Origin of the sequence: Pseudomonas asiatica (assembly GCF_040214835.1) — a bacterium.
Taxonomy (GTDB): domain Bacteria; phylum Pseudomonadota; class Gammaproteobacteria; order Pseudomonadales; family Pseudomonadaceae; genus Aquipseudomonas; species Aquipseudomonas putida_Z.
Window position 1 is genome coordinate 1771818 of sequence record NZ_CP157874.1, and the last position, 15322, is coordinate 1787139.

At 63.3% G+C, this 15322-nt stretch carries 13 protein-coding genes; 8 read left to right on the forward strand and 5 right to left on the reverse strand.

Annotated elements, in window-relative coordinates; all coding sequences use genetic code 11:
* The first annotated feature begins 151 nt into the window (after window positions 1–151).
* Window positions 152–1039 carry a lipid kinase YegS gene (gene yegS, locus ABNP31_RS08065; RefSeq protein ID WP_238067474.1) on the forward strand — a complete coding sequence of 296 codons (888 nt, stop codon included), beginning with the start codon at window positions 152–154 and terminating at the stop codon, window positions 1037–1039.
* Here yegS and ABNP31_RS08070 read toward each other — a convergent pair.
* From ABNP31_RS08070 to ABNP31_RS08080, 3 genes are all read right to left on the reverse strand, one after another.
* The gene (locus tag ABNP31_RS08070; RefSeq protein WP_025338317.1) at window positions 1023–1682 is read right to left on the reverse strand and encodes a response regulator; all 660 of its coding nucleotides are present in this window, start codon (window positions 1680–1682) and stop codon (window positions 1023–1025) included. The genes yegS and ABNP31_RS08070 overlap by 17 nt on opposite strands.
* Window positions 1672–2568: a sensor histidine kinase gene (locus ABNP31_RS08075; RefSeq protein WP_084785094.1), complete on the reverse strand. Its 897-nt coding sequence runs from the start codon at window positions 2566–2568 to the stop codon at window positions 1672–1674. The genes ABNP31_RS08070 and ABNP31_RS08075 overlap by 11 nt, the downstream gene beginning before the upstream one ends.
* A 375-nt stretch (window positions 2569–2943) precedes the next feature.
* Window positions 2944–3453, reverse strand: coding sequence for a hypothetical protein (locus ABNP31_RS08080; RefSeq protein ID WP_025338319.1), 510 nt, complete (start codon window positions 3451–3453; stop codon window positions 2944–2946).
* 350 nt (window positions 3454–3803) lie between these two features.
* Here ABNP31_RS08080 and ABNP31_RS08085 point away from each other — a divergent pair, with 350 nt between their 5' ends.
* Window positions 3804–4739: a chemotaxis protein CheV gene (locus ABNP31_RS08085; RefSeq protein WP_015269524.1), complete on the forward strand. Its 936-nt coding sequence runs from the start codon at window positions 3804–3806 to the stop codon at window positions 4737–4739.
* Window positions 4740–4795: 56 nt separating this feature from the next.
* Window positions 4796–5599, forward strand: coding sequence for an MOSC domain-containing protein (locus ABNP31_RS08090; protein ID WP_238067475.1), 804 nt, complete (start codon window positions 4796–4798; stop codon window positions 5597–5599).
* Window positions 5600–5726: 127 nt separating this feature from the next.
* Here the strand turns inward: ABNP31_RS08090 and ABNP31_RS08095 are convergent, their stop codons facing one another.
* Window positions 5727–7652, reverse strand: coding sequence for a transglycosylase SLT domain-containing protein (locus ABNP31_RS08095; protein WP_085665478.1), 1926 nt, complete (start codon window positions 7650–7652; stop codon window positions 5727–5729).
* A 221-nt stretch (window positions 7653–7873) separates the two neighbouring features.
* On the opposite strand from ABNP31_RS08095, the gene ABNP31_RS08100 reads away from it, so the two are divergent.
* Window positions 7874–9802 carry an ATP-binding cassette domain-containing protein gene (locus tag ABNP31_RS08100; protein WP_025338322.1) on the forward strand — a complete coding sequence of 643 codons (1929 nt, stop codon included), beginning with the start codon at window positions 7874–7876 and terminating at the stop codon, window positions 9800–9802.
* A 125-nt stretch (window positions 9803–9927) separates the two neighbouring features.
* Here the strand turns inward: ABNP31_RS08100 and ABNP31_RS08105 are convergent, their stop codons facing one another.
* On the reverse strand, window positions 9928–10368 hold the full coding sequence (locus tag ABNP31_RS08105; protein WP_013971709.1) for a universal stress protein: 441 nt from the start codon (window positions 10366–10368) through the stop codon (window positions 9928–9930).
* A 110-nt stretch (window positions 10369–10478) separates the two neighbouring features.
* Between ABNP31_RS08105 and ABNP31_RS08110 the strand changes: the two genes are divergently transcribed.
* From ABNP31_RS08110 to ABNP31_RS08125, 4 genes are all read left to right on the forward strand, one after another.
* The gene (locus ABNP31_RS08110) at window positions 10479–10916 is read left to right on the forward strand and encodes a hypothetical protein (RefSeq protein ID WP_013971710.1); all 438 of its coding nucleotides are present in this window, start codon (window positions 10479–10481) and stop codon (window positions 10914–10916) included.
* A gap of 636 nt (window positions 10917–11552) precedes the next feature.
* Complete coding sequence (gene fadB / locus ABNP31_RS08115) at window positions 11553–13700, forward strand: fatty acid oxidation complex subunit alpha FadB (RefSeq protein ID WP_085665481.1); 2148 nt, start codon at window positions 11553–11555, stop codon at window positions 13698–13700.
* A gap of 31 nt (window positions 13701–13731) precedes the next feature.
* Entirely contained in the window at window positions 13732–14907 is a 1176-nt protein-coding gene (gene fadA, locus ABNP31_RS08120) for an acetyl-CoA C-acyltransferase FadA (RefSeq protein ID WP_013971712.1), read from the forward strand.
* Between the two features lie 77 nt (window positions 14908–14984).
* The gene (locus tag ABNP31_RS08125; RefSeq protein WP_023661154.1) at window positions 14985–15236 is read left to right on the forward strand and encodes a DUF1653 domain-containing protein; all 252 of its coding nucleotides are present in this window, start codon (window positions 14985–14987) and stop codon (window positions 15234–15236) included.
* The last annotated feature ends 86 nt before the right edge of the window (window positions 15237–15322 follow it).

A 15322-nucleotide genomic window follows, 5' to 3' on the forward strand; every position in this document is an offset into this window, starting at 1 on the left:
TGAGCATAGCCGTGCATTGCCAGGCGTGTGGGAATTGACCGGCCTACGCAATTAAATACTGGGAGCGGCCTGCTATTTTTTCGGGCGCATGCAACGATCCGCAATTGCAAAGGGTCGAGATCTTGGTTGATCACTTCACGGAGGCGCGCACATGCAAGGGCGCAAGGCAATGCTGATCCTGCACGGCAAGCAGGCCATGAACGAAGATGTGCGCAACGCCGTGCATGGTCTGCGCGACAGCGGCTGGGTACTGGATGTGCGGGTCACCTGGGAGGCCGGTGACGCGCAGCGCCTGGTCACCGAGGCGCTGGCCGCCGGCTACGGCCATATCGTCGCCGGAGGCGGCGATGGCACGCTGCGTGATGTCGCCGAGGCCATGGGGCTGGCAGGTACCGAGGCCAGCCTGGCGTTGTTGCCGCTGGGCACGGCCAACGATTTTGCCAAGGCCGCCGGCATACCCCTGGAGCCTGCCACGGCCCTGGCATTGCTGAACATACCCGCACGGCCAATAGACTTGGGCCAGGCCGGCGACCAGTTGTTCCTCAACATGGCCACGGGCGGTTTTGGCAGCCAGGTCACGGCCAACACCTCCGAAGACCTGAAGAAAGTGCTGGGCGCGGCCGCCTACCTGTTCACCGGCTTGTCGCGCTTCAGCGAACTGCAGGCAGCCTCGGTGGAGCTGCAAGGGCCGGGCTTCGACTGGCAGGGTGACCTGCTGGCGCTGGGGATCGGCAATGGCCGCCAGGCCGGGGGTGGGCAAGTGCTGTGCCCCGAGGCATTGGTGGATGACGGCTTGCTCGATATCGCCATCCTGCCGGCACCACAGGAGATGGTCGGGGCGCTGCGTGAGCTGTTGGCTGGCAACGGGTTGTTAGTCAGGGCCAGGTTGCCCTGGGTCGAGATCAAGTGCTCGCAGGGCCTGGACATCAACCTCGATGGCGAGCCGGTGCAGGCCGACAAGTTGCGCTTCCAGGCCAGGCCCGCTGCACTGCGCCTGCATCTGCCGGAGGGGTCGCCGTTGCTCAGTCGTCCAGGCTGATGATTTTCTCGCGCACGGCGAACAGCACCAGGCCGGCCACGTCATGAATCTGCAGGCGTTTCATGATTTGCGAGCGGTGGGTTTCCACGGTCTTGATCGACAGGCCCAGGCCGGTGGCGATTTCCCGGGTGGACTTGCCACGCACGATCAGGCGCAGGATTTCCAGCTGTCGCGCCGTGAGGTTATGCCGCTCGCCCGCGGGCTGCTTGCCCTGCCTGGCGTGCTGCAGCGCCTGGTTGATGACCGTATGGGCGATGGCTGGGCTGAGGTAGCGCTCGCCGTTGCGCACCGCGGCCAGGGCCTGTTCCAGTTCGGTGGCGCTGGTGTCCTTGAGCAGGTAGCCGTGGGCGCCGCTTTCCAGGGCCCGCATGATCAGGTCCGGGTCGGTGTGCATCGACAGGATCAGCACCTTGCAGGTGTTGCCGCTGGCGCGCAGTTGGGTGAGGGCGTCCAGGCCGCTGGTCGAGCGCATGGAGATGTCCAGCAAGACGATGTCCGGCGCCAGCGTGCGCACCTGTTCGAGCAACTGGCTGCCGTCGTCGGCTTCACCGATCACGTCATAGCCGGGGATGTCGCAGACCAGTGCGCGCACCCCGGCGCGGATCAGCGAGTGGTCGTCTACCAGCAGCAGTCTACAGGTCATGGGTTGCAGTACTCCTGGCGCGTTCCTGGGTGCGCGGTGGCCATGGGAACATTGCCTCGATGCGCGTGCCCAGGCCGAGCTGGCTGGTGATGTCCAGGCTGCCCTGCAACGCGGTTACCCGCTCCTGCATGCCGGCCAAGCCCCGCTGGCCTGCTTCGGCCGGTTGCCTGGCTGGCACGAAGCCGCGGCCATCGTCGTGGATCGATAACGCCAACCCCTCGGGGGTGCGCTGCAGGCGGACGACCAGGTTGCGTGCCTGGGCGTGGCGCAGCATGTTGGTCACGGCTTCCTGGGTAATGCGGAACACCGCCATGGCCACGGCCTCGTCGATGCCGCCCAGGCGCTGGTTGCACGCCAGGCTCCAGTGCACGCCGCTGTTGCCCAGGGTGCGCACCAGGTGCGCGCGCAGGCTGGCCTCCAGGCCCAGGCTGGCCAGCTGCCGCGGGTTGAGCAGGGCGGAGACATCACGCACGTTGCCCAGGGTGTCATCCAGCGTGCTGCGCAGGGCGTCGCAGTGGCCTTGCAGGTCATCGGGCATGCGCTTCTGCAGCCACTGCAGCTGCAGCTTGGCGGCGGTGAGCAGCTGGCCGATGTCATCGTGCAATTCCCGGCTCAGGTGCTGGCGCTCGTCTTCCTGGACCTTGAGCATGCGCTCGGCGAGTTCCGCCGGGCGCAGGTTGATCGACCTGGCGCCCAGGGCCAGGTGCACGGCAGCGCCCAGCGTGGCGGCCAGCTGCAGCAGCAGCAGGCTGGCCGGGATCGCCTGGTCGGTCAGGTACAGCGACAGGGTGGCGACCAGCGAGGCCACGCACAGCCCGACCGTCGCCCAGCGCAGCAGGGTAGTGCGGAAGCAGCACCGCAAAGAAGTCTTCAAGCGTGGAAACATAGGTAGGGAAGCCACTGAAGTATTGCTGATGGAGGCCTTGCACAATCCATGTCAGAGGCTTTGGAGCAGTACTTTCTATTTTCTTTCGAACACGTGATCTTGCGACCTTGCTGCAGGTCGCAAGCGTTTGTGGGGCAGCATATTACCACTTCGCAGTGCATTGGTCGCGATCGGGTAACGCTATGAAACGCCTGCGGGGCGGGCGCTGGAGGGTAGCAAAGTGCCACTTGGCTTTATCGCACAACAGGCACTTGCCATTGAACTTGCGCGCTGTTGATTCAACTTGGCCCCCGGCAACCTGGAAAACTTCGAGAACTTTCCAAGTTCGACCTGGGTGGGCCTGAATAAACGTGCCCGGCTGCATTTCAAGCCAGTTCAATATGTGGCAGATGAGCGGCCGGAGTGCGTGCTGCCTGCCGTCTCGGTATGCGGGTGGATGCACACGCTGCCTTGCTCGTCGCAGGAGGTGCAGGGTTGTGCAAACGTTTGCTGCACGGCCTTGGCCAGTTCACCCAGCAGTACCAGCTGCTCGCCGATGTCCAGGTTGAGCCGCCCGGTGCAAGGGTCGACCAGTTCCAGTTGCCAGGCCAGCAGGGTCAGGCAGGCCCCTACCGCGGGCAGGGCTTCGCGCTGCAGGCGACCGACCTGGCAAGCCGGTGCCAGCAACTGCTGCAGGGCGGTGGTGTAATGGGCGACTTCGCGCAGGCCCAGGTGTGTGGCCTGTCGAGCAAGGTTGTCGAGGGCGTTGTCCAGGCAATGGCAGGCATCCGGGTCGTTGTCGATCAGCTCCAGATGCTGCAGGCATTCCTGGGCCTGGGTCAGCAGTACCTGGGCATCCAGCAGGAACCCCTGCAGGGCGTTATCGAACGACAAGGCGCTGTCCATCATGATGCCCCCGCGCGTGGGGCGGGCGCAGGGGACGGGCACGCCAAAACGATAGCTAGCAAAAGCCTGACTCCATTCATGCAATGAGAATGGCGTCACATTAATGGCTAAAGGATATCGCGAACATCAGGTTGCACCCGATTGTGGCTAAGGGTTTCCCTGATAAGGGCCTCAGGTGGGGAACTTTTACTGTCCCGCTTGATCACCCGTGCTTCCCGCAGTAAAGCATGATGGTAAAGTGATATCAATCGCCTTCACGGCATTTTCCCGCAAGGGTCAAGGTGTGCGTGAAGCCGCCGATACAGGGTGGATGATTTCACTATTTCCGACTCAAGCCTGGGGGCTTTCCAATGGCTGGCATTCTCGACACGGTAGACCAACGCACGCAACTGGTGGGTGAGAACCGCCTGGAAATCCTGATGTTTCGCCTGGCCGGCCGCCAGCTGTTCGCGATCAACGTGTTCAAGGTGCAGGAAGTGCTGCAACTGCCCAAGCTGACCCTGATGCCCCAGCGCCACGCCTTCGTCTGCGGTGTGGTCAACCTGCGCGGCCAGACCCTGCCGGTGATCGACCTGTCCCAGGCGATCGGCATGCGCCCGCTGCAGCCGGGGCCGGACAGCACCATCATCGTCACCGAATACAACCGCTCGGTACAGGCCTTCCTGGTGGGCGGTGTCGACCGCATCGTCAACATGAACTGGGAAGCGATCATGCCGCCGCCATCCAGCGCCGGACGCCAGCATTACCTGACTGCGATCACCAAGGTCGATGACAAGCTGGTGGAAGTGATCGACGTGGAGAAGGTGCTGGCCGAGATCGTGCCGTACAACGCCCGGGTTTCCGGCGACAAGCTCGCCGACCCGGTGCTGGCCCGGGCCCGTGGCCGCGAAGTGCTGCTGGTGGACGACTCCAGCGTGGCCCTGGCGCAATTGCGCGACACCCTGTCCCAGCTGGGCGTGAAGCTGCACGTGGCCAGTGATGGCCTGAAGGCGCTGCGCATGCTCAAGGGCTGGGCTGACGCTGGTGAGGATGTGTGCGAGAAGCTGCTGATGGTGTTCACCGACGCCGAGATGCCGGAAATGGACGGCTACCGGTTGACCACCGAGATACGTGGTGATGCCCGTTTGCGCCAGCTGTACGTGGTGTTGCACACCTCGCTGTCGGGTAGTTTCAACGAATCCATGGTGAAGAAGGTGGGCTGCGACAACTTCCTGTCCAAGTTCCAGCCCGATCGCCTGGTCGACGTGGTCAAGCAACGCCTGTTGCTGGATGCCGCTACCGCGTGATCCCGGCCCCTACCGGGTATAAGCTTGGCGTTTTGGCATGACGCGAGGCGGCAGGGATGTTTCTCAGTGAGCTGTATCGGTACCCGGTGAAGTCGGGGCAGGCGCAACGCCTGCAGGCTTCACCGGTGGGATTGCTGGGGTTGCAGGGTGACCGGCGCTGGATGGTGGTGGAGGAAGAAAACGGACGCTTCCTTACCCAGCGCGCCTGGCCTCGGCTAGGCCAGATCAAGGCAAGCGATGATGACAGCGGCCAGTTGCTGCTGGAAGCGCCTGGGCAGGCACCGTTGCGGGTGCCTGTGCCACCTGCCGATGACGCCTTGCGCGGCGTGACCATCTGGCGCGATACCCTGCGCGTGCCGGATGCGGGCGATGCGGCGGCGGCCTGGCTGAGCCAACTGCTGGGCAAGGCCGTGCGCCTGGTGCATTGCCCGGAGCAGCGCGCGCGTTACCTGCCCAATGGCTATGGCTTCAACAGTGACCGGGCGGCGTTCCCGGACGGTTTCCCGTTGTTGCTGATCGGCCAGGGTTCGCTGGACGAACTCGAGCGGCGTGTCGGACGGCCCATGGAGATGCTGCGCTTTCGGCCCAACCTGGTGGTGCAGGGGGCTGAACCGTTTGCCGAAGATGGCTGGAAGCGGATTCGTATCGGCAGCCTGGAGTTTCGCGTGCTCAAGCCCAGTGTGCGCTGCATCTTTACCACCATCGACCCGGCTACCGGCGAGCGCAGCGAGGACCGCGAGCCGATGGCCACGCTCAGGACCTTCCGTGAGAAGGAGGGGGATGTGCTGTTCGGGCAGAACCTGGCGGTGGATGGCAGTGGGTGGTTGGAGGTAGGGATGCAGGTCGAAATCCTGGAGTAGCTGTGTTGCATGTGCCGGCCTCTTCGCGGGTAAACCCGCTCCCACAGGTACTGCACCGCATTCAGGACCGGTGAAATCTGTGGGAGCGGGTTTACCCGCGAAGAGGCCGGCACAGGCTCACTAGCAATCACATGTCATCGAAGTACCGCTCATGCCAATCCACCAGCGGCTGCGGCGAGTTCAGCTTCTGCCCATAGATCACCGAATACGACAGCACGTTCTGTACATACTGGCGCGTTTCGTCGAACGGGATCGACTCCACCCACACATCGAAGCTCAGGTGCTTGGCGCCTTTGAGCCACTGCCGCACGCGCCCGGGCCCGGCGTTGTAGGCTGCCGAAGCGAGTACCCGGTTGCCGTTGAACTGGCTGTGCACCTGGCTCAGGTAGGCGGCACCCAGCTGGATGTTCTTGTCCGGGTTGAGCACCTGCGCCGGTGATGCCAGCGGGATGCTGAACTTGCGCGCGGTTTCCTTGGCCGTGGCCGGCATCAACTGCATCAGGCCGCTGGCACCCACCGGGGAACGGGCATCCTCCATGAACGCGCTTTCCTGGCGGGTAATGGCGAATACCCAGCTTGAATGCAGGCCGCGGACCTTGGCCTCGCGCACCAGGGTGTCGCGGTGGGCCATCGGGAAGCGAATGTCCAGATCGTCCCAGTACTGCGCCTGGCTGATGGTGCGAATGGCCGGGAAGTACCAGCGCAGGTCGTATCCCAGGCGCGCCTGGGCGACCATTTCGTCGCGGGTGAAGTGGCGGCTGACGTGGTACCACTCGCGGCGGCCTTCGACGATCTGGCCACGGGCGTGGAACTCCAGGGCACGGCGGATGCCCGGGGTGTTGCGTACCTTGTTGACCAGCTGCGGGCTGAGCACCAGCGGCTTGTTGTTCAGCTGGTAAGGGGTCTGTGCCCGGTCGGCGGCGAGGAAACCGTAGAAGTCACGCTCACGCGCCACGGTCTTGTACAGCAGCGGGATCTGAGGGTTGTTCGGCTGTGCCAGCTCCAGGCTGCGCGCTTGCCAGTATTTCCAGCGGCTGCTGCTGGCCAGGTCCTGGGGCAGGCGGCGGGTCAGTTCGTAGGCGTCTTCCCAACGCCCCAGGCGCAGCAGCAGGCGCAGGCGCCATTCGCTGACGGTGTTGTCACGCAGTTCGGGGTCGTAGCGGGTCATCAGGTCGAGTGCGCGCGGGTCGTAGCGGCGCGCCAGGGTCAGGCCGATCTCACGGGCGATGGCCACCTTCTCGTCACGGGAAAAGTGCATGCGCTGGGCGTAGTCGTCGAGCAGTGCCATGGCCCGCTCCGGGTCCTGCCGGGCCAGGCGGCGCAGGCCGAGGCTGACCACGTCGGACATGGCTTCGTTGACCGGGGTGAAGCGCGACGGCTGGTTGAGCAGCTCGGGTTTCTGCGCCACATCGACCAGCAGGCGCCCTTGCGGGGCAAGGGTGGTCAGGGTCTTGACCAGGTTGTTGGCCAGGCCGTAGTTGCGCGCCTGGGCCGCCAGCTTGGTGCGTTGCCAGCGCTTGGCCTCGGTCAGCTGGCCCTCGGCCGCCCACATGCCGAACAGCGTGTCGCAGGTGGCCGGCTGCGACTTGCCGACGTTCCACAGTTTGTCGGCCGTGGCAAAACCCTCGGCGCGCAGGCCGTGGCTGAGCTGGTACTGGCCGTTGAGGCAGTCCAGTTCGGTGAAGTTGAGCTTGGGGTCGTAGTACTTGACGAAGGTGTTCCATTCGCCGCGTTCGGCCAGCCAGCGCAACCAGCGCAGTTTCATCCAGTTGGCCTGGGGCAGGTCGCCATGCTTGGCGAGGAAGCCTTCGATTTCCTGGTTGCTGGCGGTTTTCAGGCGGGCGGTGAGTTCGTCGTAGGCCAGGTAGGGCGTCAGCGGGTAGTCGCTGAGGGCCTGGGCATAGCGCAGGTACGGGCCTTTGTCGCCTTTGGCCAGCGCGCGCTTGGCCTCGTCATAGTATTGGCGTTGCAGGGTAAGGTCGGCGGCCTGCGCCGCGCAGGTGGCGGCGGTGAGCAGCAGGCAGGATGCAATATGTAACAGGCGGCTGCGCATGATACGTCCGGGCAGTTGAACCATGGGGAAGTGACGGCGGAGCCAGCACTGTTGGAAGCTATTGCCTTAGCTTAGCTGTTTGCCGGCGGCGGGTGAAAGCACTGTGCTTGTATCGGGATATTAAGTTCGACCAGATGTCGCAAAGGCCTCGCCGGTTGGCCAGGCGGATGCCGTCGAGGGCCAAGTCAGGTAGAATGCGCGCCCGATTTATGGAGACCAACATGACCCTGCTCAAATTCAGCGATGTGTCCCTCGCATTTGGCGCCATGCCGCTGCTGGACAAAGTGTCCTGGCAGATCGCTCGTGGCGAGCGGGTGTGCATCATCGGCCGCAACGGCACCGGCAAGTCGAGCATGCTGCGCCTGGTCAAGGGCGAGCAGAAGGGCGACGACGGCGAAATCTGGCGCGCCCCGGCCCTGAAGATCGGCGAGCTGCCGCAGGAACTGCCGGTGGCCGACGAGCGCACGGTGTTCGATGTGGTGGCCGCAGGCCTGGATGGCGTGGGCGAGTTGCTGGCGCAGTTCCACCACCTGAGCCTGAACATCCAGGGCGATGAAGACCTGGAAAAACTCATGCACGTCCAGCACGAGCTGGAAGCCCGTGACGGCTGGCGCCTGCAGCAGGTGGTGGAAAGCACCCTCAGCCGCCTGCAGCTGCCGGCCGACAAGACCCTGGCCGAACTGTCCGGTGGCTGGCGCCGCCGCGTGCTGCTGGCCCAGGCGCTGGTGTCGGAACCCGACCTGCTGCTGCTCGACGAACCGACCAACCACTTGGACATCGGTGCCATCGCCTGGCTCGAAGAGGCCCTGCGCGGCTTCAACGGCGCGGTGCTGTTCATCACCCACGACCGTTCCTTCCTGCAGAACCTGGCCACCCGCATCCTCGAACTGGACCGCGGCGGCCTGATCGACTGGAACGGCGACTATGCCAGCTTCCTGGTGCACAAGGAGGCCGCGCTGGCCGCCGAGGAAACCGCCAACGCATTGTTCGACAAGCGTCTGGCCCAGGAAGAAGTGTGGATCCGCCAGGGCATCAAGGCTCGCCGCACCCGCAACGAAGGCCGCGTGCGCGCGCTGAAGGCCCTGCGTGTGGAGCGCAGCGAACGCCGCGAGCGCCAGGGCAAGGCCAACATCCAGATCGAGGCGGCGGAAAAGTCCGGCAAGCAGGTGATGGTGCTGGAAAACGTCAGCTTCCATCACCCCGACGGGCCTGTGCTGGTCAAGGACTTCTCCATGGTCCTGCAGCGTGAGGACCGCATCGGCCTGCTGGGCGCCAACGGTACCGGCAAGACCACCCTGCTCAAGCTGATGCTCGGCGACCTGGAGCCGACCACCGGCAAGGTCGAGCGCGGCACCAAGCTGGAGGTGGCCTATTTCGACCAGATGCGCCACCAGCTCGACCTGGAAAAAACCGTTATCGACAACCTGGCCGAAGGCCGCGACTTCATCGAGATCGATGGCCAGAACCGCCATGTGCTGAGCTACCTGGGCGATTTCCTGTTCAGCCCTCAGCGTGCCCGTACGCCGGTCAAGGCGTTGTCGGGTGGCGAGCGTGCACGGCTGTTGCTGGCCAAGCTGTTCAGCAAACCGGCCAACCTGCTGGTGCTTGACGAACCGACCAACGACCTGGATGTGGAAACCCTCGAGCTGCTCGAGGAGGTGCTGTCCAACTACAAGGGCACCGTGCTGATGGTCAGCCACGACCGGGCCTTCCTCGACAACGTCGTCACCAGCACCCTGGTGTTCGAAGGCGAGGGCAAGGTGCGCGAATACGTCGGTGGTTACGAGGACTGGATTCGCCAGGGTGGCTCGCCGAAGCTGCTGGGCGTGACCGAGAGCAAGGGCGGCAAGTCCGAGCTCAACAGCGCGGTGGTGGAGAAGGTCGAGGCCAAGCCGGCGCCTGCGCCTGTTGCAGAGGTGGCCGACGGTTCGAAGAAGAAGCTCAGCTACAAGCTGCAACGTGAGCTGGAAATGCTGCCGGGGCAGATCGACGAACTGGAGCAGCGCATGGCCGAGGCCCAGGAAGAAGTGAATGCGGCGGGCTTCTATCAGCGGCCGATTGCGGAAACCTCGGCAGTGCTGGCCAAGATCGAGAAACTGCAGGGTGAGCTGGATGTGCTGGTGGAGCGCTGGGCCGAGCTGGAAGGCTGATCGGCGTTAGTCTGACCCGGCCATTTCGCGGGTGAACCCGCTCCCACAGGTACTGCGCCGCATTCAACGGCGGCGCGGTCCCTGTGGGAGCGGGTTCACCCGCGAAGAGGCCAGCACAGGTTGAATCATTCCTTCTTCTGCAACCGCACCGCCAGTACATCGCACGGCGCACCATGCAGCACGTCATTGGCCGTGGACCCCAGCAGCAACGCCAGGCCGTGACGGCCATGGCTGCCGACCACGATCAGGTCGCACTTCTGGTCCTTGGCCAGTTGGTGGATTTCCTGGCGCGGCTGGCCATAGGTCAGGTGCGAGTCGCCGCGGTGGATGTCCGGGTATTTGTTGAACAGGCGGTCCATGCGTTCCTTGGCCTGGTCGAACTGCTGCTGTTGCAACTGCGACAGGTCCATCGGCACGTCACCGCCGAACGCCATGGCCATCGGCTCGACGATGTGTACCAGCGAAACCTTGGCATTCGACGGTGCAGCCAGCGCCATGGCACGTTTGATCACCGGGTCGCATTCTTCGGTCAGGTCGACGGCGACCAGAAGATGTTCGTAGGACATGAGCGGAACTCCTGACAATCGCGATAGAAGAAGTATGGTCGCTTTCGGGCGGGTCTTCCGTGAAAAATGGCTAACCAGCTCATTTGCAACGTTTTATGGGAACTACAGATATGACGGTATTGCTGGTGGTGTCAATCCTCGCGCTGATTCTCAGCCCGCTTTCCTGGTTGCGCACCTCGCGCAAGCAGAGCGAGCAGATGAAGCTGCGCCTGGAGGCTCGGCGCATGGGTCTGGCCATGCAGCTGGCGCCGCAGCAGTGGCCGCACTGGCTGGAAAAGGAGCCGCCAAGCCCTTGCCCGCAATACCACCGGGCACGTCGCCGCGGGCATGAGGACAGCTTCAGCTTCTGGCAGATCACCCCGGGGGTGTGGTGGAACCAGTGGCGTGAACCCTGCGAGGACCCACGCTTCATGGAGGCCCTGGCGCGCTTGCCGGCGAGTGTCTACAAGGTCGAGGCCGATGCCCGGATGATCGCGCTGTACTGGACCGAGCGGGGCGATACGGCTGTGTTGCAGGATATTGCCCACGTCCTCGAAACCTTGGCCTGAAATTTGCCTTTGCGCGGCCTCTGTGGGAGCGGGTTTACCCGCGAAGAAGGCGACTCGGTGGGTGGCACCGGCTTTGCCGGTGTTCGCGGGTAAACCCGCTCCCACAGGGCCACGCTAAGCCCGCCCATTGGTCTTCTCATCCGAAGGCAAGCACAAAACGACAAAGCGGCGGCTTGGCCGATCCCCTGAAGGGGTGGGGTGCCAAGTCGCCGCTTTGCGTTCTGCTGCGCAGAAAAGGCCAGGCAGGCCGGGTATGCATTCAAGCAAGTGCCAGTGTAGCCGTTCGAGGTCACCGCGCAAGGCAAAAGCTGCAGCATTCTCCTGCGGCTCATGGTCAATCGCCGACATGAATGGTCAGCAATCACTGTCATCATGTTTTGTACCAAGACGCTACAAAATGACCGGAAAGTCGTGTTTTCACCTTGCTCGCGAGCATTTGACAACGCCGATCTTTTCGGAGAATGTGTGCACACCCAAATCAAACGGGCGTATGAATTGAGCGTTTGTATGTCATGACGCCAAGCCATACTTCCGACTAGCGCGCTGACGGGTGTGCCTGGGGCAGGGCAGCTAGGCCTGCTTTTGCTGCAGCGATCGGCGTGTACTGTTCAGCTTCCATATCGTGGAGATCAGTTGATGATTTACGAAGGTAAAGCCATCACGGTTAAGGCTCTTGAAAGTGGCATCGTCGAGCTCAAGTTCGACCTCAAGGGTGAGTCCGTCAACAAGTTCAACCGCCTGACCCTGAACGAACTGCGCCAGGCCGTCGATGCCATCCAGGCCGACGCCTCGGTCAAGGGCGTGATCGTCAGCAGTGGCAAGGACGTGTTCATCGTCGGCGCCGACATCACCGAGTTCGTCGACAACTTCAAGCTGCCCGAGGCCGAACTGGTCGCCGGCAACCTGGAAGCCAACCGCATCTTCAACGCCTTCGAAGACCTCGAAGTGCCGACCGTCGCCGCCATCAACGGTATCGCCCTGGGCGGCGGCCTGGAAATGTGCCTGGCCGCCGACTACCGGGTCATGTCCACCAGCGCCAAGATCGGCCTGCCGGAAGTCAAGCTGGGTATCTACCCGGGCTTCGGCGGCACCGTGCGCCTGCCGCGCCTGATCGGTTCGGACAACGCCATCGAGTGGATCGCCGCCGGCAAGGAAAACCGTGCCGAAGACGCCCTGAAAGTGGGTGCCGTCGACGCCGTGGTCGCGCCTGAACTGCTGATTGCCGGTGCCCTTGACCTGGTCAAGCGCGCCATCAGTGGCGAGCTGGACTACAAGGCCAAGCGCCAGCCCAAGCTGGAAAAGCTCAAGCTCAACGCCATCGAGCAGATGATGGCCTTCGAGACTGCCAAGGGCTTCGTCGCCGGCCAGGCCGGCCCGAACTACCCAGCCCCGGTCGAAGCCATCAAGACCATCCAGAAGGCTGCCAACTTCGGCCGCGACAAGGCCCTGGAAGTCGAAGCCGCAGGCTTCGCCAAGCTGGCCAAGACCTCGGTTGCCGAGAGCCTGATCGGACTGTTCCTCAACGACCAGGAACTCAAGCGCAAGGCCAAGGCGCATGACGAAATCGCCCACGACGTGAAGCAGGCCGCCGTGCTCGGCGCTGGCATCATGGGTGGCGGCATCGCCTACCAGTCGGCGGTCAAGGGCACACCGATCCTGATGAAGGATATCCGCGAGGAAGCCATCCAGCTGGGCCTGAACGAGGCCTCCAAGCTGCTCGGCAACCGCGTCGAGAAGGGCCGCCTGACCCCGGCCAAGATGGCCGAGGCACTCAACGCCATTCGCCCGACCCTGTCCTATGGCGATTTCGCCAATGTCGACATCGTCGTCGAGGCCGTGGTCGAGAACCCGAAAGTCAAGCAGGCCGTGCTGGCTGAAGTGGAAACCCAGGTGAAGGACGATGCGATCCTCGCTTCCAACACCTCGACCATTTCCATCAACCTGCTGGCCAAGGCGCTCAAGCGCCCGGAAAACTTCGTCGGCATGCACTTCTTCAACCCGGTGCACATGATGCCGCTGGTGGAAGTCATCCGTGGCGAGAAGTCCAGTGAAGTGGCGGTCGCCACCACCGTGGCCTACGCCAAGAAAATGGGCAAGAACCCGATCGTGGTCAACGATTGCCCGGGCTTCCTGGTCAACCGCGTGCTGTTCCCGTACTTCGGCGGCTTCGCCAAGCTGGTAAGCGCCGGTGTCGACTTCGTGCGTATCGACAAGGTCATGGAAAAGTTCGGCTGGCCGATGGGCCCGGCGTACCTGATGGACGTGGTCGGCATCGACACCGGCCACCACGGCCGCGACGTGATGGCCGAAGGCTTCCCGGACCGCATGAAGGACGAGCGCCGCTCGGCCGTTGACGCACTGTACGAGGCCAACCGCCTGGGCCAGAAGAACGGCAAGGGCTTCTACGCCTACGAAACCGACAAGCGCGGCAAGCCGAAGAAGGTCGCCGACGCCAGCGTGCTCGACGTGCTCAAGCCGATCGTCTTCGAGCAGCGTGAAGTCACCGACGAAGACATCATCAACTGGATGATGATCCCGCTGTGCCTGGAGACCGTGCGCTGCCTGGAAGACGGCATCGTCGAAACCGCCGCCGAAGCCGACATGGGCCTGGTCTACGGCATTGGCTTCCCTCCCTTCCGCGGTGGTGCGCTGCGCTACATCGACTCGATCGGTGTGGCCGAATTCGTTGCCCTGGCCGATCAGTACGCCGACCTGGGGCCGCTGTACCACCCGACCGCCAAGCTGCGTGAAATGGCCAAGAACGGCCAGCGCTTCTTCAACTGAGCGGTCAACGAGCTAGAGCGAGAGATTTGATATGAGCCTGAATCCAAGAGACGTGGTGATTGTCGACTTCGGTCGCACGCCGATGGGCCGCTCCAAGGGTGGCATGCACCGCAATACCCGCGCCGAAGACATGTCGGCGCACCTGATCAGCAAGCTGCTGGAACGCAACGACAAGGTCGACCCGAAAGAAGTCGAGGACGTGATCTGGGGCTGCGTCAACCAGACCCTCGAGCAGGGCTGGAACATCGCCCGCATGGCCTCGCTGATGACCCAGATCCCGCACACCTCCGCGGCGCAGACCGTCAGCCGCCTGTGCGGCTCGTCGATGAGCGCGCTGCACACCGCCGCCCAGGCGATCATGACCGGCAACGGTGATGTATTCGTGGTCGGTGGCGTGGAGCACATGGGCCACGTCAGCATGATGCATGGCGTCGACCCCAACCCGCACCTGTCCTTGCATGCCGCCAAGGCTTCCGGGATGATGGGCCTGACCGCGGAAATGCTCGGCAAGATGCACGGCATCACCCGAGAGCAGCAGGATCTGTTCGGCCTGCGTTCGCACCAGCTGGCCCACAAGGCCACGGTCGAAGGCAAGTTCAAGGACGAAATCATCCCGATGCAGGGCTATGACGAGAACGGCTTCCTGAAGGTGTTCGATTTCGACGAAACCATTCGCCCGGAAACCACCCTCGAAGGCCTGGCGTCGCTGAAGCCGGCGTTCAACCCGAAAGGCGGTACCGTCACTGCCGGTACCTCGTCGCAGATCACCGACGGTGCGTCGTGCATGATTGTCATGTCCGGCCAGCGCGCCATGGACCTGGGTATCCAGCCATTGGCGGTCATCCGTTCCATGGCGGTGGCTGGTGTCGACCCGGCGATCATGGGCTATGGCCCGGTGCCGTCGACCCAGAAAGCCCTCAAGCGTGCTGGCCTGACCATGGCCGACATCGACTTCATCGAGCTCAACGAAGCCTTCGCTGCACAGGCCCTGCCAGTGCTGAAAGACTTGAAAGTACTCGACAAGATGGATGAGAAGGTTAACCTGCACGGCGGCGCCATTGCCTTGGGCCACCCGTTCGGTTGCTCCGGGGCACGGATTTCCGGCACCCTGCTCAATGTCATGAAGCAGAATGGCGGTACCCTGGGGGTGGCGACCATGTGCGTCGGCCTCGGCCAAGGTATCACCACTGTCTTCGAACGCGTCTGATCGCGTAGCGGGACAGCGACCGGGGCCTTGTGCCCCGGTTTTGTTTTTTACAGGTTTTATTCAAGAGGGTGGGCAACATGCAGATACAACCAGGCGTATACCGGCATTACAAAGGGCCTGAGTACCGTGTCTTCAGTGTTGCGCGGCACTCCGAGAGCGAAGAGTGGATGGTGTTCTACCAATGCCTGTATGGTGATTACAGCTTCTGGGTTCGGCCACTTTCGATGTTCCAGGAGTCCGTCGAGGTTGACGGCGAGCAGGTGCCACGCTTTGCTTTGGTCAAGGCCGAAGAGGGGCTGCCCGGGTTGCTGGGCAAGTCGCACGAGTGATAGTCCGAACTTGACCTCACACTTTTGCCACTATATATAGCGGTGCCGCGTCTGGCACCTGACGCGTTTTTCATCTTCAGATTCAG

Bases quoted from the DNA above. Each gene is read 5' to 3' on its own strand.
- yegS (WP_238067474.1), top strand. From the start codon at position 152: ATGCAAGGGCGCAAGGCAATGCTGATCCTGCACGGCAAGCAGGCCATG.
- ABNP31_RS08070 (WP_025338317.1), bottom strand. From the start codon at position 1,682: ATGACCTGTAGACTGCTGCTGGTAGACGACCACTCGCTGATCCGCGCC.
- ABNP31_RS08075 (WP_084785094.1), bottom strand. From the start codon at position 2,568: ATGTTTCCACGCTTGAAGACTTCTTTGCGGTGCTGCTTCCGCACTACC.
- ABNP31_RS08080 (WP_025338319.1), bottom strand. From the start codon at position 3,453: ATGGACAGCGCCTTGTCGTTCGATAACGCCCTGCAGGGGTTCCTGCTG.
- ABNP31_RS08085 (WP_015269524.1), top strand. From the start codon at position 3,804: ATGGCTGGCATTCTCGACACGGTAGACCAACGCACGCAACTGGTGGGT.
- ABNP31_RS08090 (WP_238067475.1), top strand. From the start codon at position 4,796: ATGTTTCTCAGTGAGCTGTATCGGTACCCGGTGAAGTCGGGGCAGGCG.
- ABNP31_RS08095 (WP_085665478.1), bottom strand. From the start codon at position 7,652: ATGCGCAGCCGCCTGTTACATATTGCATCCTGCCTGCTGCTCACCGCC.
- ABNP31_RS08100 (WP_025338322.1), top strand. From the start codon at position 7,874: ATGACCCTGCTCAAATTCAGCGATGTGTCCCTCGCATTTGGCGCCATG.
- ABNP31_RS08105 (WP_013971709.1), bottom strand. From the start codon at position 10,368: ATGTCCTACGAACATCTTCTGGTCGCCGTCGACCTGACCGAAGAATGC.
- ABNP31_RS08110 (WP_013971710.1), top strand. From the start codon at position 10,479: ATGACGGTATTGCTGGTGGTGTCAATCCTCGCGCTGATTCTCAGCCCG.
- fadB (WP_085665481.1), top strand. From the start codon at position 11,553: ATGATTTACGAAGGTAAAGCCATCACGGTTAAGGCTCTTGAAAGTGGC.
- fadA (WP_013971712.1), top strand. From the start codon at position 13,732: ATGAGCCTGAATCCAAGAGACGTGGTGATTGTCGACTTCGGTCGCACG.
- ABNP31_RS08125 (WP_023661154.1), top strand. From the start codon at position 14,985: ATGCAGATACAACCAGGCGTATACCGGCATTACAAAGGGCCTGAGTAC.